Source organism: Pseudoalteromonas sp. RW-H-Ap-1, from assembly GCF_048318575.1.
In the GTDB taxonomy this organism is placed as follows: Bacteria; Pseudomonadota; Gammaproteobacteria; order Enterobacterales; family Alteromonadaceae; genus Pseudoalteromonas.
This window is the reverse complement of the sequence record NZ_CP166996.1, coordinates 3,293,912-3,315,990: the sequence shown is the minus strand read 5'-3', so window position 1 is coordinate 3,315,990 and position 22,079 is coordinate 3,293,912. Positions and strand designations below refer to the sequence as shown.

Sequence of the window (22,079 nt, the reverse complement as noted above, 5' to 3'; positions counted from 1 at the left end):
ACTTATTATGAAAGCATTAAACACAACACTTGCGATTTTAGTATTAGCGTCATCATCAGCGGCATACGCAGCAGTAGACTTTGCCTCTTTTGATAGCAATGGCGACGGTGTAATTAGCCAGCAGGAAGCTGCGTCTAATAAACAACTAATGAATATTTTTGATGACTTAGATACTGACGGAAATGGTGAACTTTCTAAAGAAGAGTTTGCAAGAGTACAATAAGTATTACCCCATCATACTCCACTAAAGCCGCTTAATAGTCAGCGGCTTTTTTGTGCTTGTTAGAGACTATATTTAAGTTGGAGAGAGAAGCTTCTTGGCTTGCCATAACGATATTGGTTATAGAACCCAATTTGACTGTAATAATGCTTATCAAATAAGTTATCGATATTTAGGCTAACAGATAATTGCTCATTCATTTGATAATTCGCCATTAGGCTTGCAATACCATAACTAGGCTGGTTTACCTCAACAGCGCCATAAACAGGGTTTTTAACTTCATCATAGCTATTGCTTTGCCAGCGATAGCCACCACCCACTTTTAGATTGTCTAATGCACCTGAGAGTTGATAGCTAGTAAAAAGTTTAAATTGATCTTTTGGGTTGGTGGTATTTAATACCGTATTATCCGGTTTTTCGCCTTTACTATGGGTATAGCCAAAATAAGCGTTCCAGTTGTCGGTTAATTTTCCGTTGATTTCTAGCTCGTAGCCCTGAGTTAATGTGCCGTCAATGGGCTTGTAGATGGCCTGAAGTGTTTCTGCAATGGTATCTCCCGTGTACTCGCCTACATTATCTTGATAAATTTTAAATCCAGAAAGGGATATGTCTAAACGTTCATCAAGTACAGAAGCTTTTATGCCAAGCTCATAATTCTTACCTTCAATAGGGCTTAAATAATGTCCATTTTTATCAACTCGACTTTGTGGTGTAAAAATATCAGTGTAATTAGCATACAAAGCCCAACTCTGTGTTAGTTCATAAGTTGCTCCAAAATAATTAGTTAGTTCATCACTTATTTTATAATCATGCATGCGACCAAAATTATCTTGATTGGTTTGCCATTGATTTAACCGGCTTCCAACAATTAAAGACAAGGCATCGGTTATATTTAGTTGTGCAGCAACATAAAGCGCATCTTGTTTAGTTGTGCCATAAGAGCCGTAAGCCGCTTCTGACTGCCAATTTGGTTTTGCAATGCTATAACTAGAGTCAGTGAAATCGCCGATAATATAGTCACTTTGTTGGCTAGCATAATAAGGGGTCGAAAACTGTTGTTCTTGGGTATTATAACCAAATAGCAGTTGGTGACTTTGGCCCAGCCAATTAAACCGACCATTGAGTTCGACCTCATAGGTATCCTGTGTTCTGTTTGCATCAATATAGTTTATAGAACCGGGTTTCATTCCAGTGTTGTTTATAGGATCGGGCTCTCCTTTTACCCAAAACACATCATAGTCTAGGTCGTTATCACCATAGACATAATTAGCGGTTAGCTGCCAGTTAGCGTTAAAGTAATGCTCAAGGCGAATAAACGCATTAAGTGCATCGGTTTGAGAAGAGGCCCAATCTTGAGCCGTTGAAGCACCTCTGTCATAAGCAGTGCGGGAGCCATCACTATAAAAAATAGGCAAACCACCTGACATTGTTCCTTTAGGGGTTGTCGATTGATTATCAACAGCAAGAGTCAATAAAGTACTGTTAGAAAGATCTGCCTCAATAATGCCATATAATGTTTGGCTGGTTTGCGAAAAGCGATCTTGATATGAGTGCCTATCTTGATAAGCAACAACAGCCCGTCCTCTTATACTTTCACTATTATTTATGCTTCCCGACACATCCACCATCGCACGGTAGTCGTCCCATGAGCCTAATGAAGCTGTAAGATTTATTTGAGTGTTTGCAGTTGGACGTTTACGTATCAAATTAATTGCTGCCGAAGGGTTTCCTGCGCCCAGCATTAGCCCCGTTGCTCCTCTAACTATTTCGATACGATCATAAATTGCAGTATCGGTTAGGTTATCTCCATAATTAAAGCGGGTGTCATAGGTGGTTGCTATGCCATCATAAAGTATGCTGGTGACACTAATACCTCGGGCTGAAATAGAAAACTTGCCATTATCTGCTTCTCGAGCATTTATGCCTGTCACACTGGTTATAGCTTCAATTGCGGTGTTTAGTTGCTGGTCTGCCATAAATTCGCTTGTTACCGCTATCGTTGATTGCGGTGTTTGCAAATGTGATAGCTCAAGACCTGTTGCAGAGCTCATAGAATTAACTTTATAGCCGTTCGCTTGCTCTCCAATAACGGTTAACCTTTCGATATCTTCGCTAGTGTGGGCGAGCGTTTGAGTTGAAACTGCTGAAAGTAAAAGGCCAACCAGAGTGTAATGAGTTACGGGAGAATTTTTCTTTGAGAGTAGGTGTATCATTTGAAATCCATTTTTATTTAAAAACGTGAAATTAACTTTTCACATCAGTAGATGTCGCTGCTTGATAATCGAGCAAGAAGAGACTAATGGATTTTTCTTTATTAGTAAACGCTTTTGATAATGATTTTCATTTAGATTGGAGTGTTCTCCTTTTTACTTACAAGCATGTTGTGAATAAAAAGGAGGGATTACTTATAAAAAGATTGCGCTAACTTGGAATAACTTTTCAACCACGTTAATGTGCTTCTTATCAATTAAGAACATAATTACATGATCGCCTGATAGAATTATCGTGTCGTCGTGGGCAATCAGTACATCGTCATTACGCACAATTGCACCTATTGTGGTACCTGCTGGCAATTTAATATCTGCAATCGCGCGACCCACTACTTTAGATGTGTTTTCATCACCATGTGCAACTGCCTCTATGGCTTCTGCAGCCCCTTTACGCAGTGAATACACATTTACAATGTCGCCTCGGCGCACATGCGTAAGTAACGCAGAAATAGTCGCTTGTTGTGGTGAAATGGCAATATCAATTTCACCGCCCTGTACTAAATCAACGTAAGCACCTCGTTGAATAAGCACCATGGTTTTTTGTGCCCCCATGCGTTTTGCGAGCATGGCCGACATAATATTCACTTCATCATCGTTAGTAACGGCAATAAATACATCAACTTGTTCAATGTGTTCTTCAGAGAGCAACTCTTGATCGGACGCATCACCACAAAATACCACTGTGTTGTCGAGCATTTCAGAGAGTTGCTCTGCGCGCTCTTTACTGCGTTCTAATAATTTAACGCTGTGGTTTCTTTCTAGTGAGCGTGCAAGGCCAGCACCAATGTTACCGCCACCGGCTATCATAATTTTTTTGTACGAGCGTTCCAGTTTTTGTAGCTCGTTCATTACCGCGCGAATATGTTTGGTGGCGGCAATAAAAAATACTTCATCGTCGGCTTCTATTACGGTGGTACCCTGCGGTTTTATTGCCTTGCCTTGACGGTAAATAGCGGCTACTCGGGTTTCTACATTAGGAATATGTTGCTTAAGTGTAGATAGGGCATAGCCTACCAATAAACCGCCATAGTAGGCTTTTACAGCCACTAAAGAGAGCATGCCGTCGGCAAATTGTAGTACCTGTAATGCACCAGGGTAATCTATCAAACGGCGAATATATTTAGTTACGAGTGCTTCTGGGGCTATGTAATGATCGACAGGTAAATCATCATTATGAAAGAGTTTTTCGCGGTATTTTAAATACTGCTCAGAGCGAATGCGGGCTATTTTGGTTGGCGTATTAAAAATACTGTAAGCAACTTGGCATGCTACCATGTTTACTTCATCTGAGCTGGTTACGGCGATAATCATATCGGCATCTTCAGCCCCTGCGCGACTCAACACGTCAGGGTGAGCACCGTGACCTGCAACACCTTGTAAATCGTATTTATCTTGCAGTTCGCGTAAGCGGTTACCGTCTATATCAACTACGGTTATTTCGTTTTGTTCACCCACTAAGTTTTCTGCGAGTGTGCCGCCAACTTGCCCAGCACCGAGTATGATTATTTTCATTATGTACCCGTATTATTAATACTAATTACATCAAAATAATAACTACCTCAAAGCGAGGTAGTTAATGTGTTGCGTGGTAATACTAGGCTTTTTTAACTAATTTAGCGTAGTAAAACCCGTCACTTTCACCTGGTAACAGCTGTAAGCCTGGTGTGGTTTTGGTGTCTTCGCTGTGCAGAGGAATATGCTCCACATCGTCGTTATTAGCTAAAAACTTAGCAACTTGTTGTTGGTTTTCTTGAGGAAGTACCGAACAAGTTGCATACACTAATGTGCCACCTGGTTTTAACAATGGCCAAATACTATCGAGTATATCGCCTTGCAGGGTCGACAAGTCGTTAATGTCGGATGCGCGACGCAACCATTTAATATCTGGATGACGACGAATTACGCCCGTTGCAGAACAGGGTACATCTAACAAAATACGATCAAACTGTTCTTCATCCCACCAAGTGTGAGGCTGCGAAGCATCACCACATTGTAAGTCGGCGCCTAACTCTATGCGTTCTAAGTTTTGTTTAACACGCTCGAGGCGAGTGGCATCGCTATCAAGCGCAAGTACATCTGCATCGGCAAGCTCTAAAATATGGCAGGTTTTACCACCAGGCGCTGCACAAGCATCAAGTATTGCATCACCATTTTGTGGGTCTAGGTAGCGAGCTGCAAGCTGCGCTGCCGCATCTTGTACTGAACAAGCACCGGTATCAAACTCAGGAAGTGAAAACACATCGCGTGGTTTGCTTAGTTTAATGCCATCAATAAAATCAGGGTTTAGAGTATGTTCAATATCGTTCGCGGTGAGCATTTCGCTATATTCTTGGGTGCTAAACTGTGATTGATTTACTCGCAGCCACATTGGCGCTTGCTGTTGGTTTGCTTCTAGAATGTCTTCCCAGTTATCTGGATAAGCTTCTTTTACTTGCTTTATAAACCAGTTTGGATGGTTGTATAAACATACCGGAATTTGTTTAGCTTTTTCTTCAAGCTCAGCTTGTTGGCGCTGAAAGCTTCGTAAAATAGCGTTAATAAGCCCTTTTAAGCCAAGAGCGCGTAATTGTTGTAGCGCATTAACCGTTTCGCTAATTGCTGCATGCGGTGGCACACGCATGTGTTGTAGTTGGTAAATGCCCACATACAACAAAAACTGGAAAATACGGCGTTTGCCTTTAAGCGGTTGCTCGACTAGGTGTTGGCAATAATTTTCTAGGCTAGGTAAGTAACGTAATACTCCGTAGCAAATTTGCTGCAGTAAGGCTTTATCTTTAGGTGATAGGCCTTGGCTAGCAAAAGGAAGTTCTTGATTAAGCGATGCGCCTTTATCAACCACGTTATATAAAGTTTCAGCGGCTAGCGCTCTGACATTAATTACATTACTCATTATTTTCGCCTAATACGGTGCCGGGTGAGACCCAATCGCTACGACCGTTTAAAAAATCATTAATTGCCATTGGCTTTTTGCCTTGTGGTTGTAATTCGCCAATAGATAAAGCGTGTTTACCACAAGCCACAACGATACCGTTTTTATCACTTGCTAATACAGTGCCAGCTATGCCTGATTGTTCCACCACATTTGCTTGATATATTTTTACCGTGTTACCACTCATTTGAGTAAAACATACTGGCCATGGGTTAAAGGCACGAATGTTGCGCTCAATTTGCTCGGCATCCATAGACCAATCAATGTTGGCTTCTTCTTTTGAGAGTTTTTTAGCATAATTGGCATCGGTATCGTTTTGTGGCTCAGGCGTTATGTCCCCGTTAGCTAAACGATTTATGGTATCGATCAATGCATCAGGTCCCAGTTCAGCAAGTTTAGTGTATAAGCTGGCACTGGTTTCAGTATTATCAATAGGGCAGCGACTAATATGCAGCATATCGCCGGTATCTAGCCCTTCATCCATTTGCATTATCGTTACACCGGTTTGCTGATCGCCTGCCCAAATAGCACGTTGAATAGGTGCGGCACCACGCCAGCGCGGTAAAATAGAGCCATGCACATTTAAACACCCTAAACGCGGGGCATCTAAAATGTCTTTAGGTAAAATTAAACCGTAGGCAACTACAATCATGATATCGGCATTGAGGCTGTTTAATTCCTCAAGTGCCTCATCTGTTTTGAGAGATTGCGGCTGAAAAACAGGGAGGTCATGTTCTAGTGCAAGCGCTTTTACTTCACTGGCTTTTAGTTTTTTTCCGCGACCCGCTGGACGATCTGGTTGACTGTAAACGCCCACAATTTGGTGTTCACTATTGATGAGTGCTTGCAGATGGCGTGCAGCAAAGTCCGGCGTACCGGCAAATATAATGCGTAATGGTTGTGTCACTGAGTTTCCTAATTATTTACTAAGGTGCTTATTATTGCGCTGCAAACTTCGCTTCTTTTTCAAGCTTTTTACGGATGCGTTGGCGCTTTAATGGAGATAAATAATCAATAAACAATTTACCTTGAAGGTGATCAAGTTCATGCTGAATACAAATAGCTAATAATTCGTCAGCATCAAGAACAAACTCTTTACCTTCTTCGTTGAGTGCAGCCACGGTAACAGTCTCTGCACGGTCAACTTTTGCATACGAATGAGGAACTGACAAACAGCCTTCTTCACTCACGGTAGAGCCATCTTTTTTGATAATTTGTGGATTGATAAGTACCAGTGGTTCATCGCGTTCTTCTGATACATCGATCACCACAATACGTTGGTGAATATCAACTTGCGTAGCAGCAAGTCCAATACCATTTTCGTCGTACATAGTTTCTAGCATATCTTTGACGATTTCACGAACTTGGTCGTCAACAACAGTTACTTCTTTTGCGATTGTACGTAAACGTTCATCTGGAAATCTTAAAACTTCTAACCTAGCCATAGTTACCTTTTACACTTATGCTTAAATTTAGGGTATCGTATGTTCTTATTTTAGCCATTCACGTTCCCCTTTAACAGGTTTTGATTAATAATAATGAAAAAACACTATGAGGAAGCTCAATGAAATCTCCATTCATTGCAATAATACTTGCATTAAGTGCTACTTTTCCTGTGCTAGCAGATGTACTAACTATAAAAAAAGACGCGCCTAAACAGTACGTTGTAAAAAAAGGTGACACGCTTTGGGATATCTCAGCGATATATTTAAACGAGCCGTGGCTTTGGCCTGAGTTATGGCAAATGAATCCGCAAATAGGCAATCCTCATCTTATTTACCCGGGCGATGCGTTAGCATTAATTTACGATACAGACGGTAATCCGCGTTTAGTGATGAATAAAGCGTATAGAAAGCTATCACCTATAGGACGCATTACTCCCAAAGGGAAGGACGCGATCACCACGTTACCGCTTGAGTTGATTAAACCGTATTTGTCATTTGAACAAGCGATAAACAGCGATTTAGTAAAAGAAAAACCCTATATTTTAGGTGCAAACGAAAATACTAAAACTCAAACTATTGATCATATTCTATATGTTAAAGGTAATTTAAAGCGCCATCAGGCTTATGCTATTTACCATGAAGGAGCGCCTTACACCGACCCTAAAACAGGTGAAGAACTAGCGAGTAGAGCATCTTATGTAGGTATGGCCCGGGCCTTTAGAGCTGGTGATGCCGCCAATGGCGAACCTGCCTCCGTCAGGGTTGAATCAGTAAAACGTGAAATTAAACAAGGTGACTTTTTATTACCCGCCATGGAAGGCCAGATGCTGCCAGTGTACTTTAATATGCATCGTCCTACCCAGCCGCTGCAGGGCCATGTAATTGCCTCTCCTCGTGAAGTGAGAGAATTTAGCACGATGGATGTGGTGGTGCTAAACTTAGGCTCTGAGCAACAAGTTGAAGTGGGCCATGTACTTGATATTGAACGCCAATCACCTAAAGTAATTGATGGTGCTCGAGGTCCGCGCTATACCGAAGATTCAAGTCGTTTAGAAAAATTGGTATCGGCTACTAGCGAATTATTCGGCTCAGAGAGCGACGAAGATAGCATTACGTGGAAAATGCCAGCCGAAAAAGTTGGTGAAATGATTATTTTTAAAGTGTATGACAAAGTTAGTTATGCGCTGATCACTAAAAGTCAGCACCCAATTCGCATTGGAGATTTAGCAGTTATTCATTAAGTAGCGAGTCGGTGTTCTAGGAGGGAACATGGAACAATCGTGTGGCAAGCTAAATCATTGGCTTGCCTTTTACTTATGCAAAGGGCTAGGGATTAAAACGCTCTTAGCCCTGTCTCAACAATACAGCTTAGCATCGCTGTTTTCTTTATCACACGCTGAGCTAGTAAACATTGGTTTAACGGCTCACCAAGCTAGCAACTTACTTAACACTAACTGGCAGCAAGTTGCACATTATGAGCAGTTGATCAGCCAACAAAACATTGTTGTTATTAGTATTTTTGATACCACCTACCCAGAACAGCTAAAACAAATAGCCAGTGCGCCACTATTACTTTTTTGTAAAGGGGATATCAGCTTGCTGGCTTCGCCACAAATAGCCATTGTTGGCAGTCGAAACGCAACGACTACAGGGCTTGAAATTGCTGCTGAGTTTGCACACCAGTTAACCCTTGCTGGCATAACAGTAACCTCAGGTATGGCGCGAGGTATTGACGGTGCTGCCCATAAAGGGGCACTGTCAGGAAATGGCAAAACCATCGCTATATTAGGGACTGGCGTTGATATTTACTATCCCAAACGCCATAAGTTACTCACAGAGCAAGTACTAACAACAGGCTTATTGGTAAGTGAGTTTTTGCCTGGCACGGCTGCCAATGCGCACAACTTCCCACGACGCAATCGTATTATTTCAGGGCTCTCCTTAGGCGTTTTAATTGTTGAAGCCGAAATAAAAAGCGGCTCACTGATCACCGTACGTTATGCGCTTGAACAGAATAAAGAGGTTTTTGCGGTACCCGGTTCAATTAAAAACCCGCTGGCACAAGCCAGCCACTTTTTAATTAAGCAAGGTGCTAAGCTGGTTGAGAACGTCGCAGATATCCTTGATGAGATGAACTTTTCATACCCTTCTGGTCTAAACTATAAAGAGTTAACTGATGCTGTAACCTCAGATTGCGAGGTACTTAATAGTATTGGGTTTGAGGTGACCAGTGTGGATGATATTATGCGTCGAGTGCAGTGGCCAATTGATAAAGTACAAGCGCGATTGCTTGATTTAGAGTTAGACGATCAAATTGAGCGAGTATTAGACGGCTATATTAAATTAAGCGCTGGAGGATAATATGTTTGATATTCTTATGTATTTATTTGAAAACTATGTTCATAGTGAAAGCGATGTTTTTGTTGAGCAAAGTCAGCTTACTGATGAGTTACTCCGCGCTGGGTTTAACAAACCCGAGATAAACAAAGCCATTGACTGGTTAGATCAACTTGCCGCATTACAATATAGTAATGAATCGCCTTACTTATTAGCCACTGAGCAGCATGCAGTGCGAATCTTTACCGATAGCGAGTGCCGAGTTCTTGATACCCAATGCCGTGGCTTTTTAATGTTTGTTGAACAAACCGGCGTTATTAATAGCACCACTCGTGAAATGGTAATGGATCGTTTAGCGGCACTTGATAACTCTGCCATTACTTTAGAAGATTTAAAGTGGTTAATTTTGATGGTGTTATTTAATGCCCCTGATTCTCAGCAGGCGTATGAACAAATGGAAGATCTTATTTTTGATGAGCCTAGCGAAGTGTTGCACTAACCCGTAACAGATTCACGAATAATGATGTGAGTAATCACTATTTCATGTTTTATTATTTTCAGCGTTAACAAACCGACTGCCATAGCTTGTATCTTTAAGGGTTTTGGGTATATTAGGCGAAAATTCACCAACCACTAGGATTTACATGAGTAAAATCGATCATTCACTTTTCTCGGCCAATAAACACGCCCTAGAAAAAGAATATGAGATATGCCCGCAATGTGGTTCAGAACTTGTGATTCGTAATAGTAAGTCGGGGCCTTTTTTAGGCTGCGCTAGTTACCCTAAGTGCGATTTTATTCGCCCGCTTGCACATCATGATAGCAATGAAATAAAAGTACTTGAGGACAGTGAGTGTCCAGAGTGCAGCAAGCCGCTGGTGGTGAAAAATGGTCGCTACGGTATGTTTATTGGTTGTACGGGTTATCCTGAATGTCATTATATTGCCAGTGACGATGACGACACCCCAAGTGAAGAGCCTGTGGTTGGTTGCCCTAAATGTAAAAAGGGGCATTTAGTTTCACGCAGTAATAAGTTTGGTAAAGTGTTTTATTCATGCGACTGTTACCCAAGCTGTAAATATACGCTAAATCATAAGCCTTTAGCCCAAGCGTGCCCAGTTTGTGACTGGCCAGTTGTTACTGAGAAAAAAACCGCGAGTGGTGTTGTGTTACAATGCCCACAAAAAAGCTGTATGCATAAGTTTGCTGCCACTGAATAACATAAATATCTCTGGAGACAATTTTGTCTGACCTTTCTTCTTTATCTGCTGCAATAACAAGCTTAGAACAAGGCGATGTTATTTTGTACCCAACCGAAGCTGTTTATGGCTTAGGTTGCGATCCTGACAATCAACAGGCGGTTGAACGCTTACTTGGTATTAAACAACGCCCAGTTGAAAAAGGGCTTATTTTAATTGCTGACAATTACGGGCAATTATTAAAGTACGTGGATGATGCTAAGTTGCCCATGGACAAGCGCGCTGATATTTTTTCAAGTTGGCCTGGTGCTATTACCTGGGTTATGCCTGCAGCAAAAACCACGCCGAAGTGGTTAACCGGGCAATTTGATACTATTGCAGTGAGAGTAACTAACCATCCTACAGTTAAACGTTTATGCCAAGAGTTTGGTAAACCATTAGTATCAACAAGTGCAAATTTAACTGGTCAAGCAACGGTAACAAGTATTGTTGAGGCGCAGCAGCAGTTTGCAGATCAGGTTAGTTTTTATGTTGATGAACCATTAGGTGGTAATACACAACCAAGCACCATTAAAGATGCCACAACAGGCAATATATTCAGAGGTTAACTATGCAAAGCGAATTATTAAAACAAGTAAAAGCCTACTTTATGGCTTTGCAAGATACCATTTGCAAAGGCTTAGAAGCAGCAGATGGGAAAGCACAATTTGTTGAAGACAGCTGGCAGCGAGAAGAGGGCGGCGGTGGTCGTACTCGCGTTATCACCAATGGTAATGTGATTGAGCAAGGGGGAGTTAATTACTCTCATGTATGTGGTGCCTCTATGCCGGGCTCTGCCACTGCACATAGACCTGAGCTTGCAGGACGTAGTTTCCATGCATGTGGTGTATCGTTAGTGATTCACCCTAAAAACCCACATATACCAACAAGCCATGCCAATGTGCGCTTTTTTATTGCCGAGAAAGAAGGTGAAGAACCGATTTGGTGGTTTGGTGGGGGTTTTGATTTAACCCCGTTTTACCCTGTACTTGAAGATGTAGTGCATTGGCACCAAGTTGCGCACGATGTGTGTCAGCCGTTTGGCGATGATGTATATCCAAAATATAAAAAATGGTGTGACGAATACTTTTATTTAAAACATCGAGATGAAACCCGCGGCGTAGGCGGCTTATTTTTTGACGATTTGAATGAATTAGGTTTTGAGCAAAGCTTTGCATTTATGCAATCGGTGGGTAATGGCTTTTTAGATGCTTACGTTCCTATTATTGAACGTCGTAAAAACGATCAGTACACCGAGCAGCAGCGCGACTTCCAATTATACCGCCGTGGTCGTTATGTTGAGTTTAATTTAGTCTGGGACCGTGGCACATTGTTTGGTTTACAAAGCGGTGGCCGTACGGAATCTATTTTAATGTCTATGCCACCTTTAGCGCGTTGGGAGTATAACTATACCCCAGCTGAAGACAGCGCAGAGGCATTACTATATAAAGATTACTTAAAGCCTCGAGATTGGTTAGCACTGGACTAAGAATGATATGCCAGTCAATAAGCTACTTATTGACTGGCTTTTAAAATTATTGCTTAAGTTTAAAACTGCGTACCTGCTCATCTAGCGAGCGAGCTAAATTGAGTAACTCTTCACTGACTTTTTGATTATCATCGGCATCCACTAACGATTGCTCTGCATTATCGCTAATACCAACAACGCTTATATTTATTTCTTCGGCGGCTAAATTTTGCTGCTCTGTTGCATCGGCTATTTGTATATTGAGCTCATTTATTTCATTCATTTGCCCTGAAATATCTTTTAAAGCCTGTGCAACTTGTTGTACTTGTTGCGCTCTTTCGTCTGCCTCTGCACAGGACTCACCCATGGTTTTAACGGTTTGCGCGGCTTCTGACTGCAACTTATCTATAGTGCGGCGTATTTCATCGGTAGATGCATGAGTTCGGGTTGCTAAAGTTCGTACTTCATCAGCAACAACGGCAAATCCTCGGCCTGCTTCACCTGCACGGGCAGCTTCAATGGCAGCATTAAGTGCTAATAGGTTTGTTTGTTCAGCAATACTGCTGATCACCTCAAGTACTTTGCCCACTTCAAGCGTTTGTTCTTGTAGTTGCCTAACTTGATCTGCCGCTTGACGTACATCTTCAGCTAGTTGATTTATACTGAGTTCGGTTTGCTCTGCAACCTGCATACTTTGTTGTGCTAGTTCATTACTGTTCTCAGATTTTTCTTGAGCAAAATGAGTGGTGTTTCTTACTTCATTGGATGAGCTTTCTAGTTCATTAATTGCTGCGGCCACCGAGTCGGTACTTTTCTTTTGTTCTAAAATAGCGCGCTCAGTGGTATCGGCCGAGGTATAAATTTTCTCTGCTGAATGAATAAGCACTTTTGAAGAGTGTGATACCTGGGCAATGTTATCTTTAAACGTAGCAATCATTTGGTTAAAGCTAGTGGCAAGCCAGCCGAGTTCATCTTCGGCATTATCTTCAATGCGTAAGGTTAAATCTTTATTGGTAGTGGCTAAATGCATTGCATGGCCGAGTTTTTTAAGTCGCACTATAAATATTTTTCTAAACACTATACCTAGCAGCACAAAGGCAATAATAAAAATAGTAGACAGTAGGCTGGTGGTTATTAAGGTGTTGTAAGTTACCTCACTATCAATATCGGCTAAGGAATAGCTAATTTTTACCACGCCTAGCACATCGCCTTCTTGCGCTTGATGACAACCTAAACAGTTAGTACCTTTATAATCAGTGCTAGCATACATCGGGCGTAGGTAGGTCATACTGCGGCTATCAGTGTTTTGCTCTATAAATAAGCTTTCTTTACCCTTTAGTGCTTCGCGTTCGTTGTTATTACTTGCTGTTTGGTTTTTATTTCCGGCTCCATATAGTTTATTAACTATATCGGAGCGAATAATATGAGCATCTTCAATATTAGGATGTTTGCGTAGCTTTTGGCTCAATAATTCTCGATTAGCCATAGTACCGGTTAGCATCATGGTGTTTATTGAATCAAAATAATTATCGGCAAGCAGCTTAATGTTTTCTGCTACCGTATCTTGGGCGAGCGAGCGCTGTTGGCTAGCACTACTAAAAATACTAGCTATTAATACAATAACGCCAGTTAGAGCTAATAAAGCATAAATTTTATGTTGGATTGATTTCACACGCGCCACGCTTTTCTAATTATTTGATAGGGTATTATCTATATTTTAGAAAAGCGGGTTTTGACTTAGCGCAAATAATCCCCAATTAAAGAACGAGGTAGGTTAATGCTGATTAATCATATGGCTGGCAAGCTGAGCCAGTGACTGACGTAAGCCTTCGCGTAACACAGGGTTATCTATTTCTATATCTAAGGTCTTATTCATGCAATACATCCACTGATCACGTAAGTCTTGATCAATAGGGAACGGCATATGGCGTTTACGCAGCATCGGGTGGCCGTGTTTTTCTACAAATAGGTCAGGCCCACCAAGCCAACCGGATAAAAACTCAAAAAATACTTGGCGAATTCTGTCTAATGGTTGAGGATGCATATCATATAACGGTTTAGCGTATTCATCACTGGCCATTATATCGTAGAATCTATTAGCAATTGCACGCGTGGGGGCTTCTCCACCAATGATTTCATACGGGGTTTTATCTGGCGTAGGTGCTTGCGTAGTTGTAGACGGCTTTGATCTTGAAAAGAGTCTTTTAATCATAAATTTATCATCGTTAATAGGCAGTACTAAAACTGCGAAGAGGTTGTTTAAAATGGACAAATATGCGGTTTTTGGAAATCCAATCAAACATTCAAAATCTCCCATTATTCATCAGCAGTTTGCAAAATCATTGGGAGAGCAAATCGACTATCGCGCAATCTTAGCACCTATCGATGGATTTGAAAAAACAGTCGCTGCTTTTTTTGAGCAAGGGGGAAAAGGCGCCAATGTCACTGTTCCTTTTAAAGAGCAGGCTTTTGCTTTAGCCGATGAACTCACCCCAGTTGCTAAACTGGCAGGCGCAGTGAACACCCTTAAAAAGCGCGATGATGGCAGTTTACTCGGTGATAACACTGATGGCACTGGTTTTGTTAACGACTTACTGGCTAATAAAATAACGATAACAGGTAAACGCCTGTTGATCATTGGTGCGGGTGGCGCTGCTCGAGGAGTTATCTTACCTTTACTAGAGCAAAATCCCGCAGAGATAGTTATTGTTAATCGCACTGCACACAAAGCCCAAACATTGGCAAAGCTCTTTACTGGGCATGGCAATGTTTCGGGGTATGGTTTTGACGACCTTCCTTTTGCTGATTATCATTTAGTTATTAACTCAACCTCGAGCAGCATGAATAACGAATTACCTGCGTTAAGCGAAAAGCACTTAAGCACATGTGAAATGGCTTATGATATGTTTTACGCCACGCAAAATACGCTATTCATGAATTGGGTCAGCGAACACAATAAAGCAGCTAAGCTATTAGATGGCAGTGGTATGCTAGTAGGGCAAGCCGCACAAGCTTATTATGTATGGCGAAATAAAATGCCTGAGATTGTTCCTGTTATTACTGCACTAAAGCAGGGAGTGCTTAAATGAATCAAGCAATACAGTTTATAGATCGACTCGAATTTAGAGAACCCACTCATCAATTAGTTTTTTTTGCACAAGTAAGTGGCATGCTAGTTGAGTGTGTGATTGCTGTCAGTAGTTTAAATTTAGCCGATGAGAGTGATGCAACGCGTTATTTTGAGCAATACCGTTTTGATTATGAAGAACGTGCCGAGCAGCTCATTGAAGATGAATGCTATAACTCGGCAGGTCAAATAGAAGTGAGTTTAGTTAGTTAAATTAACTAGCGTCTTCAGCTAAGTATTCATCTTTTAGCTGCACGTAATTATCAGCAGACACTTTTAAAAAGCTCAGCTCTTGCTCTGTTAATGGCCGAGCTTGTTTTGCTGGGCTACCTACATATAAAAAACCAGACTCTAAACGCTTATTGGGAGGTACTAAAGCACCGCCACCAATAATAACCTCATCTTCTACAATCACATTATCCATAATAATGGCGCCCATACCCACAAGTATGCGGTTACCTAATACGCAGCCATGTAGCATAACCTTATGACCAACGGTTACATCATCACCAATAATGAGTGGGTAGCCGTCTGGATTACTCTTTGTTGCTCTTGATAAGTGTAAAACACTGCCATCTTGTATATTAGTACGCTGACCAATACGAATATGGTTAACATCACCGCGGGCAGCAACTAACGACCATACACTGCTATCATCACCTATAGTGATATCACCGACTAATACAGACGACTCGTCTACATAAACAGATTCATTAAACGCAGGAGTGATTCCTTTATAAGAACGTATTGCCATATATGCACCTTTAAATTAAAAATATTAAGAGTATTAGTGTAACAGTAGCGCTTATTTTAGTGCCAGCAAAGCCTATATTGATTATAAAACTATCAGTTTCACCTGCTTTCGCTCAGATACTAACCGAACAGTGTGTTTTTTTAGTTTTTCTTTAAAAAAGTACTTGCGTAAAAATCTGTTCTCCCTATAATGCGACCCCACTGAGACGGGGAACGCCAACGCGTAGCGAGGCACAAACTACTCAGAGAGTTAAATAAAACTTAAGTTTAAATCATCGTAAGAAAGTTTAAAATTAAGTGTTGACTCGAAAAATAAAGGGTGTATCATACGCATCCCTAGCGACAACGTCGCAACGTTCTTTAACAATATAAAGCAATCATCTGTGTGGGCACTCGTACAGATTGAGTTCTAACAGCCAAGCTACTTAGGTAGTGAGGCAAACAAATTTAGAGTCTCAATTTAAACTGAGTGACCAACAGCAATAACTACTTCGGTAGGAATTGCAGCACAGTCAATTCAATATCGAAAGATATTAAATAAATTCAGAATTCATTGAGCTGTCGAAAGACAAAAAACTTTTTAATTGAAGAGTTTGATCATGGCTCAGATTGAACGCTGGCGGCAGGCCTAACACATGCAAGTCGAGCGGTAACAGAGAGTAGCTTGCTACTTTGCTGACGAGCGGCGGACGGGTGAGTAATGCTTGGGAACATGCCTTGAGGTGGGGGACAACAGTTGGAAACGACTGCTAATACCGCATAATGTCTACGGACCAAAGGGGGCTTCGGCTCTCGCCTTTAGATTGGCCCAAGTGGGATTAGCTAGTTGGTGAGGTAATGGCTCACCAAGGCGACGATCCCTAGCTGGTTTGAGAGGATGATCAGCCACACTGGGACTGAGACACGGCCCAGACTCCTACGGGAGGCAGCAGTGGGGAATATTGCACAATGGGCGCAAGCCTGATGCAGCCATGCCGCGTGTGTGAAGAAGGCCTTCGGGTTGTAAAGCACTTTCAGTCAGGAGGAAAGGTTAGTAGTTAATACCTGCTAGCTGTGACGTTACTGACAGAAGAAGCACCGGCTAACTCCGTGCCAGCAGCCGCGGTAATACGGAGGGTGCGAGCGTTAATCGGAATTACTGGGCGTAAAGCGTACGCAGGCGGTTTGTTAAGCGAGATGTGAAAGCCCCGGGCTCAACCTGGGAACTGCATTTCGAACTGGCAAACTAGAGTGTGATAGAGGGTGGTAGAATTTCAGGTGTAGCGGTGAAATGCGTAGAGATCTGAAGGAATACCGATGGCGAAGGCAGCCACCTGGGTCAACACTGACGCTCATGTACGAAAGCGTGGGGAGCAAACAGGATTAGATACCCTGGTAGTCCACGCCGTAAACGATGTCTACTAGAAGCTCGGAGCCTCGGTTCTGTTTTTCAAAGCTAACGCATTAAGTAGACCGCCTGGGGAGTACGGCCGCAAGGTTAAAACTCAAATGAATTGACGGGGGCCCGCACAAGCGGTGGAGCATGTGGTTTAATTCGATGCAACGCGAAGAACCTTACCTACACTTGACATACAGAGAACTTACCAGAGATGGTTTGGTGCCTTCGGGAACTCTGATACAGGTGCTGCATGGCTGTCGTCAGCTCGTGTTGTGAGATGTTGGGTTAAGTCCCGCAACGAGCGCAACCCCTATCCTTAGTTGCTAGCAGGTAATGCTGAGAACTCTAAGGAGACTGCCGGTGATAAACCGGAGGAAGGTGGGGACGACGTCAAGTCATCATGGCCCTTACGTGTAGGGCTACACACGTGCTACAATGGCGCATACAGAGTGCTGCGAACTCGCGAGAGTAAGCGAATCACTTAAAGTGCGTCGTAGTCCGGATTGGAGTCTGCAACTCGACTCCATGAAGTCGGAATCGCTAGTAATCGCGTATCAGAATGACGCGGTGAATACGTTCCCGGGCCTTGTACACACCGCCCGTCACACCATGGGAGTGGGTTGCTCCAGAAGTAGATAGTCTAACCCTCGGGAGGACGTTTACCACGGAGTGATTCATGACTGGGGTGAAGTCGTAACAAGGTAGCCCTAGGGGAACCTGGGGCTGGATCACCTCCTTATACGATTTAGAACTTATTTGTTCGTAGTGTCCACACAGATGATTGTTAATTGTAAAGAGAACAACACTTATTGTTTGGGTCTGTAGCTCAGCTGGTTAGAGCGCACCCCTGATAAGGGTGAGGTCGGTAGTTCAAATCTACTCAGACCCACCACTTCTTCTTAATACTTCGTTATAAGCTTCGTTGTTTAGTGAACTAAACGGCCTTAACTTACGCCTTGTATTAAAAATAAGTCGGTACACAAACAGTAAGACCAGCATATGTGGGGCTATAGCTCAGCTGGGAGAGCGCCTGCCTTGCACGCAGGAGGTCAGCAGTTCGATCCTGCTTAGCTCCACCACTTTACTTCTTAAAAATAAATATTCTTTTATCGGGTAGCACAATCACCTGAGAATAGAGTGTGTTTAATTTTGAGAAGTTTTTGATTCTCTGCTCTTTAAAAATTTGGAAAAGCTGATAATAAAATTCGTATGAATAACATTGTTATTTGTACAGAGTTTTCAAAAGTAAAAAAGAATGATAGCAGTATCATTCAGTGCCAATTTAATCCTCGGATTAATTGGTATCTACTTTAGTATTCAATATTAACTTCTGGCGAAGTTAAACTGTCACGAAACAAAGACCCGTTTGGGTTGTATGGTTAAGTGACTAAGCGTACACGGTGGATGCCTTGGCAGTTGGAGGCGATGAAGGACGTATTAACTTGCGATAAGCCTAGTCAAGCTAGTAAAAAGCACTTGAGACTAGGATTTCCGAATGGGGAAACCCACCTGCTTGCAGGTATCGTTAACTGAATACATAGGTTAACGAGGCGAACGCGGAGAACTGAAACATCTAAGTACCCGTAGGAAAAGAAATCAACCGAGATTCCGATAGTAGCGGCGAGCGAAATCGGAACAGCCCTTAAGCTTATTATGTGTTAATGGAAGGCTCTGGAAAGTGCCACGATACAGGGTGATAGTCCCGTACATGAAAACGCATTTTAAGTGAAATCGAGTAGGTCGGAGCACGTGAAACTTTGACTGAATATAGGTGGACCATCATCTAAGGCTAAATACTCCCAACTGACCGATAGTGAACCAGTACCGTGAGGGAAAGGCGAAAAGAACCCCTGTGAGGGGAGTGAAATAGAACCTGAAACCGTGTACGTACAAGCAGTAGGAGCCCCTCGAGGGTGACTGCGTACCTTTTGTATAATGGGTCAGCGACTTATATTTTGTAGCGAGGTTAACCGATTAGGGTAGCCGTAGGGAAACCGAGTCTTAACTGGGCGAATAGTTGCAAGGTATAGACCCGAAACCCGGTGATCTAGCCATGGGCAGGTTGAAGGTTGAGTAACATCAACTGGAGGACCGAACCCACTAACGTTGAAAAGTTAGGGGATGACCTGTGGTTAGGAGTGAAAGGCTAATCAAACCGGGAGATAGCTGGTTCTCCCCGAAATCTATTTAGGTAGAGCCTCGGACGAATACTTACGGGGGTAGAGCACTGTTAAGGCTAGGGGGTCATCCCGACTTACCAACCCTTTGCAAACTCCGAATACCGTAAAGTAATATCCGGGAGACACACGGCGGGTGCTAACGTCCGTCGTGAAGAGGGAAACAACCCAGACCGCCAGCTAAGGTCCCAAAGTCATAGTTAAGTGGGAAACGATGTGGAAAGGCCCAGACAGCCAGGAGGTTGGCTTAGAAGCAGCCATCCTTTAAAGAAAGCGTAATAGCTCACTGGTCGAGTCGGTCTGCGCGGAAGATGTAACGGGGCTAAACTATGCACCGAAGCTGCGGATTCAGAATTTATTCTGAGTGGTAGGGGAGCGTTCTGTAAGCGGTTGAAGGTGTACCGGGAGGTATGCTGGACGTATCAGAAGTGCGAATGCTGACATGAGTAACGATAATGCGGGTGAAAAACCCGCACGCCGGAAGACCAAGGGTTCCTATCCCATGTTAATCAGGGTAGGGTAAGTCGACCCCTAAGGCGAGGCCGAAAGGCGTAGTCGATGGGAAACGGATTAATATTTCCGTACTTGGTATAATTGCGATGGGGGGACGGAGCAGGCTAAGCAAGCATGGCGATGGTAGTCCATGTGAAAGTGTGTAGGCTAGCGACTTAGGTAAATCCGGGTTGCTGTTAGGCTGAGACACGAGACGAGTCACCACGGTGATGAAGTTGCTGATGCCATACTTCCAGGAAAAGCCTCTAAGCTTCAGATTATACCGAATCGTACCCCAAACCGACACAGGTGGTCAGGTAGAGAATACTAAGGCGCTTGAGAGAACTCGGGTGAAGGAACTAGGCAAAATCGTACCGTAACTTCGGGAGAAGGTACGCTCCGATTGGTGATGAGACTTGCTCTCTAAGCTGATTGGAGCCGCAGTGACCAGGTGGCTGGGACTGTTTATTAAAAACACAGCACTGTGCAAAATCGCAAGATGACGTATACGGTGTGACACCTGCCCGGTGCCGGAAGGTTAATTGATGGGGTTATCTTCGGAGAAGCTCTTGATCGAAGCCCCGGTAAACGGCGGCCGTAACTATAACGGTCCTAAGGTAGCGAAATTCCTTGTCGGGTAAGTTCCGACCTGCACGAATGGTGTAACCATGGCCACGCTGTCTCCACCCGAGACTCAGTGAAATTGAAATCGCAGTGAAGATGCTGTGTACCCGCGGCTAGCCGGAAAGACCCCGTGAACCTTTACTACAGCTTGGCACTGAACATTGAACCTACATGTGTAGGATAGGTGGGAGACTTAGAAGCAGAGACGCTAGTTTTTGTGGAGTCGTCCTTGAAATACCACCCTTGTAGTTTTGATGTTCTAACGTTGGCCCCTGAATCGGGGTTACGGACAGTGCCTGGTGGGTAGTTTGACTGGGGCGGTCTCCTCCCAAAGAGTAACGGAGGAGCACGAAGGTTGGCTAAGTACGGTCGGACATCGTACGGTTAGTGTAATGGTAGAAGCCAGCTTAACTGCGAGACAGACACGTCGAGCAGGTACGAAAGTAGGTCATAGTGATCCGGTGGTTCTGAATGGAAGGGCCATCGCTCAACGGATAAAAGGTACTCCGGGGATAACAGGCTGATACCGCCCAAGAGTTCATATCGACGGCGGTGTTTGGCACCTCGATGTCGGCTCATCACATCCTGGGGCTGAAGTCGGTCCCAAGGGTATGGCTGTTCGCCATTTAAAGTGGTACGCGAGCTGGGTTTAGAACGTCGTGAGACAGTTCGGTCCCTATCTGCCGTGGGCGTTTGAGAATTGAGAGGGGTTGCTCCTAGTACGAGAGGACCGGAGTGAACGAACCGCTGGTGTTCGGGTTGTCATGCCAATGGCATTGCCCGGTAGCTACGTTCGGAACTGATAAGCGCTGAAAGCATCTAAGCGCGAAGCAGGCCTCGAGATGAGTTCTCACTAGACTTTTAAAGTCTCTGAAGGGCCGTTGAAGACTACAACGTTGATAGGCAAGATGTGGAAGTGGTGTGAGCCATTAAGCTAACTTGTACTAATTACCCGTGAGGCTTAACCATACAACGCCAAACGCGTTTTATGTGATAGTGAAACAAGCGAAGAAGTTAATAGACTAAAGTAGATTACTGAAAACTTTTATTATCAGAATTCCAAATTTTAGTTAGTGCGTAGTAATACGGACTGACAACCAAATTTGCTTGGTGACAATAGCGTTTTGGACCCACCTGACCCCATGCCGAACTCAGTAGTGAAACGAAACAGCGCCGATGATAGTGTAGCATTTGTTATGTGAAAGTAGGTCATTACCAGGCTCCAATTAAGAGAAACCCGTTACAGCAATGTAGCGGGTTTTTTGCTGTTTGGGATTTAATAAAAATAGCCAAGACCCCATGCCGAACTCAGTAGTGGCCGCTCTTGCACATCCTGTGCTCCACGGCATTCGTATTCCTATACATCAAGTGAAACAGCTCGAAGGCGAGCCCCGCGGAAGGCCGCCCCGACACAATGATAGTATCCCATTTGTTATGTGAAAGTAGGTCATTCTACTGCGTAGCGCACCGACTCCAAATACAAGAAAGCCCGATTCGAAAGAGTCGGGCTTTTTTACGTCTGCAGGAAAGTGAAAATATCAGCTATCAGCCGTCAGCTGCACAGCGTTAACCAGTCAACCGTAGCGTGGTTGAGTATTACTGAACCCATGTGCAAAATAAC

18 protein-coding genes, 2 tRNA genes and 3 rRNA genes are annotated in these 22,079 nt (G+C 43.2%); 14 read left to right on the top strand and 9 right to left on the bottom strand.

Translation table 11 applies throughout. The annotated features are described in order from the left end of the window. The first annotated feature begins 7 nt into the window (after positions 1 to 7). The gene (locus AB8618_RS15745) at positions 8 to 223 is read left to right on the top strand and encodes an EF-hand domain-containing protein (RefSeq protein ID WP_010392739.1); all 216 of its coding nucleotides are present in this window, start codon (positions 8 to 10) and stop codon (positions 221 to 223) included. Between the two features lie 59 nt (positions 224 to 282). On the opposite strand, the gene AB8618_RS15740 is transcribed toward AB8618_RS15745, so the two are convergent. From AB8618_RS15740 to def, 5 genes are all read right to left on the bottom strand, one after another. Next, positions 283 to 2,433, bottom strand: a complete 2,151-nt coding sequence (locus AB8618_RS15740; RefSeq protein WP_409424263.1) for a TonB-dependent siderophore receptor — start codon at positions 2,431 to 2,433, stop codon at positions 283 to 285. A 192-nt stretch (positions 2,434 to 2,625) separates the two neighbouring features. Then, positions 2,626 to 4,002 (bottom strand): Trk system potassium transporter TrkA, encoded by a 1,377-nt coding sequence (gene trkA, locus AB8618_RS15735; RefSeq protein ID WP_054202928.1) that lies wholly within the window; start codon positions 4,000 to 4,002, stop codon positions 2,626 to 2,628. Positions 4,003 to 4,084: 82 nt separating this feature from the next. Beyond that, on the bottom strand, positions 4,085 to 5,380 hold the full coding sequence (gene rsmB / locus AB8618_RS15730) for a 16S rRNA (cytosine(967)-C(5))-methyltransferase RsmB (protein WP_413401006.1): 1,296 nt from the start codon (positions 5,378 to 5,380) through the stop codon (positions 4,085 to 4,087). Further along, a complete protein-coding gene (gene fmt, locus AB8618_RS15725; RefSeq protein ID WP_413401005.1) occupies positions 5,373 to 6,326 on the bottom strand; it encodes a methionyl-tRNA formyltransferase in 954 nt (317 codons plus the stop codon). Before fmt ends, rsmB begins: the two co-directional genes overlap by 8 nt. A 31-nt stretch (positions 6,327 to 6,357) precedes the next feature. Then, positions 6,358 to 6,864: a peptide deformylase gene (gene def, locus AB8618_RS15720; protein ID WP_138609096.1), complete on the bottom strand. Its 507-nt coding sequence runs from the start codon at positions 6,862 to 6,864 to the stop codon at positions 6,358 to 6,360. 119 nt (positions 6,865 to 6,983) lie between these two features. Between def and AB8618_RS15715 the strand changes: the two genes are divergently transcribed. The 6 genes from AB8618_RS15715 (at position 6,984) to hemF (ending at position 11,928) form a co-directional block, all read left to right on the top strand. Then, entirely contained in the window at positions 6,984 to 8,105 is a 1,122-nt protein-coding gene (locus AB8618_RS15715; protein ID WP_413401004.1) for a LysM peptidoglycan-binding domain-containing protein, read from the top strand. A gap of 28 nt (positions 8,106 to 8,133) precedes the next feature. Further along, positions 8,134 to 9,225 carry a DNA-processing protein DprA gene (gene dprA, locus AB8618_RS15710; protein ID WP_413401003.1) on the top strand — a complete coding sequence of 364 codons (1,092 nt, stop codon included), beginning with the start codon at positions 8,134 to 8,136 and terminating at the stop codon, positions 9,223 to 9,225. A 1-nt stretch (position 9,226) separates the two neighbouring features. Beyond that, positions 9,227 to 9,700 carry a DUF494 family protein gene (locus AB8618_RS15705; protein ID WP_413401002.1) on the top strand — a complete coding sequence of 158 codons (474 nt, stop codon included), beginning with the start codon at positions 9,227 to 9,229 and terminating at the stop codon, positions 9,698 to 9,700. A gap of 145 nt (positions 9,701 to 9,845) precedes the next feature. After that, the gene (locus tag AB8618_RS15700; RefSeq protein ID WP_413401001.1) at positions 9,846 to 10,421 is read left to right on the top strand and encodes a topoisomerase DNA-binding C4 zinc finger domain-containing protein; all 576 of its coding nucleotides are present in this window, start codon (positions 9,846 to 9,848) and stop codon (positions 10,419 to 10,421) included. Between the two features lie 23 nt (positions 10,422 to 10,444). After that, on the top strand, positions 10,445 to 11,008 hold the full coding sequence (locus AB8618_RS15695) for an L-threonylcarbamoyladenylate synthase (RefSeq protein ID WP_054202933.1): 564 nt from the start codon (positions 10,445 to 10,447) through the stop codon (positions 11,006 to 11,008). A gap of 2 nt (positions 11,009 to 11,010) precedes the next feature. Further along, positions 11,011 to 11,928 carry an oxygen-dependent coproporphyrinogen oxidase gene (gene hemF / locus AB8618_RS15690; RefSeq protein WP_413401000.1) on the top strand — a complete coding sequence of 306 codons (918 nt, stop codon included), beginning with the start codon at positions 11,011 to 11,013 and terminating at the stop codon, positions 11,926 to 11,928. A gap of 46 nt (positions 11,929 to 11,974) precedes the next feature. Here the strand turns inward: hemF and AB8618_RS15685 are convergent, their stop codons facing one another. Then, the gene (locus AB8618_RS15685) at positions 11,975 to 13,579 is read right to left on the bottom strand and encodes a methyl-accepting chemotaxis protein (protein WP_409424252.1); all 1,605 of its coding nucleotides are present in this window, start codon (positions 13,577 to 13,579) and stop codon (positions 11,975 to 11,977) included. Between the two features lie 102 nt (positions 13,580 to 13,681). Next, a complete protein-coding gene (locus tag AB8618_RS15680; RefSeq protein WP_010392770.1) occupies positions 13,682 to 14,119 on the bottom strand; it encodes a group II truncated hemoglobin in 438 nt (145 codons plus the stop codon). A 52-nt stretch (positions 14,120 to 14,171) separates the two neighbouring features. Between AB8618_RS15680 and aroE the strand changes: the two genes are divergently transcribed. After that, complete coding sequence (aroE, locus tag AB8618_RS15675) at positions 14,172 to 14,996, top strand: shikimate dehydrogenase (RefSeq protein WP_413400999.1); 825 nt, start codon at positions 14,172 to 14,174, stop codon at positions 14,994 to 14,996. Then, positions 14,993 to 15,247 carry a DUF1488 domain-containing protein gene (locus AB8618_RS15670; protein WP_409424249.1) on the top strand — a complete coding sequence of 85 codons (255 nt, stop codon included), beginning with the start codon at positions 14,993 to 14,995 and terminating at the stop codon, positions 15,245 to 15,247. Before aroE ends, AB8618_RS15670 begins: the two co-directional genes overlap by 4 nt. Before the next feature lies 1 nt (position 15,248). On the opposite strand, the gene AB8618_RS15665 is transcribed toward AB8618_RS15670, so the two are convergent. Continuing rightward, on the bottom strand, positions 15,249 to 15,788 hold the full coding sequence (locus AB8618_RS15665; RefSeq protein ID WP_413400998.1) for a gamma carbonic anhydrase family protein: 540 nt from the start codon (positions 15,786 to 15,788) through the stop codon (positions 15,249 to 15,251). Positions 15,789 to 16,368: 580 nt separating this feature from the next. Here AB8618_RS15665 and AB8618_RS15660 point away from each other — a divergent pair. From AB8618_RS15660 to rrf, 5 genes are all read left to right on the top strand, one after another. After that, positions 16,369 to 17,904: ribosomal RNA gene (locus tag AB8618_RS15660) — 16S ribosomal RNA — on the top strand. Between the two features lie 76 nt (positions 17,905 to 17,980). Then, positions 17,981 to 18,057, top strand: a tRNA-Ile gene (locus AB8618_RS15655). 111 nt (positions 18,058 to 18,168) lie between these two features. After that, positions 18,169 to 18,244: transfer RNA gene (locus tag AB8618_RS15650), tRNA-Ala, on the top strand. 298 nt (positions 18,245 to 18,542) lie between these two features. After that, a 23S ribosomal RNA gene (locus AB8618_RS15645) occupies positions 18,543 to 21,427 on the top strand. A gap of 137 nt (positions 21,428 to 21,564) precedes the next feature. Continuing rightward, a 5S ribosomal RNA gene (gene rrf, locus AB8618_RS15640) occupies positions 21,565 to 21,679 on the top strand. Together the 16S, 23S and 5S rRNA genes with 2 tRNA genes alongside form the textbook arrangement of a ribosomal RNA operon. Positions 21,680 to 21,684: 5 nt before the next feature. Here the strand turns inward: rrf and AB8618_RS15635 are convergent. After that, positions 21,685 to 21,807: a hypothetical protein gene (locus AB8618_RS15635; protein WP_413400906.1), complete on the bottom strand. Its 123-nt coding sequence runs from the start codon at positions 21,805 to 21,807 to the stop codon at positions 21,685 to 21,687. Positions 21,808 to 22,079: the final 272 nt, after the last annotated feature.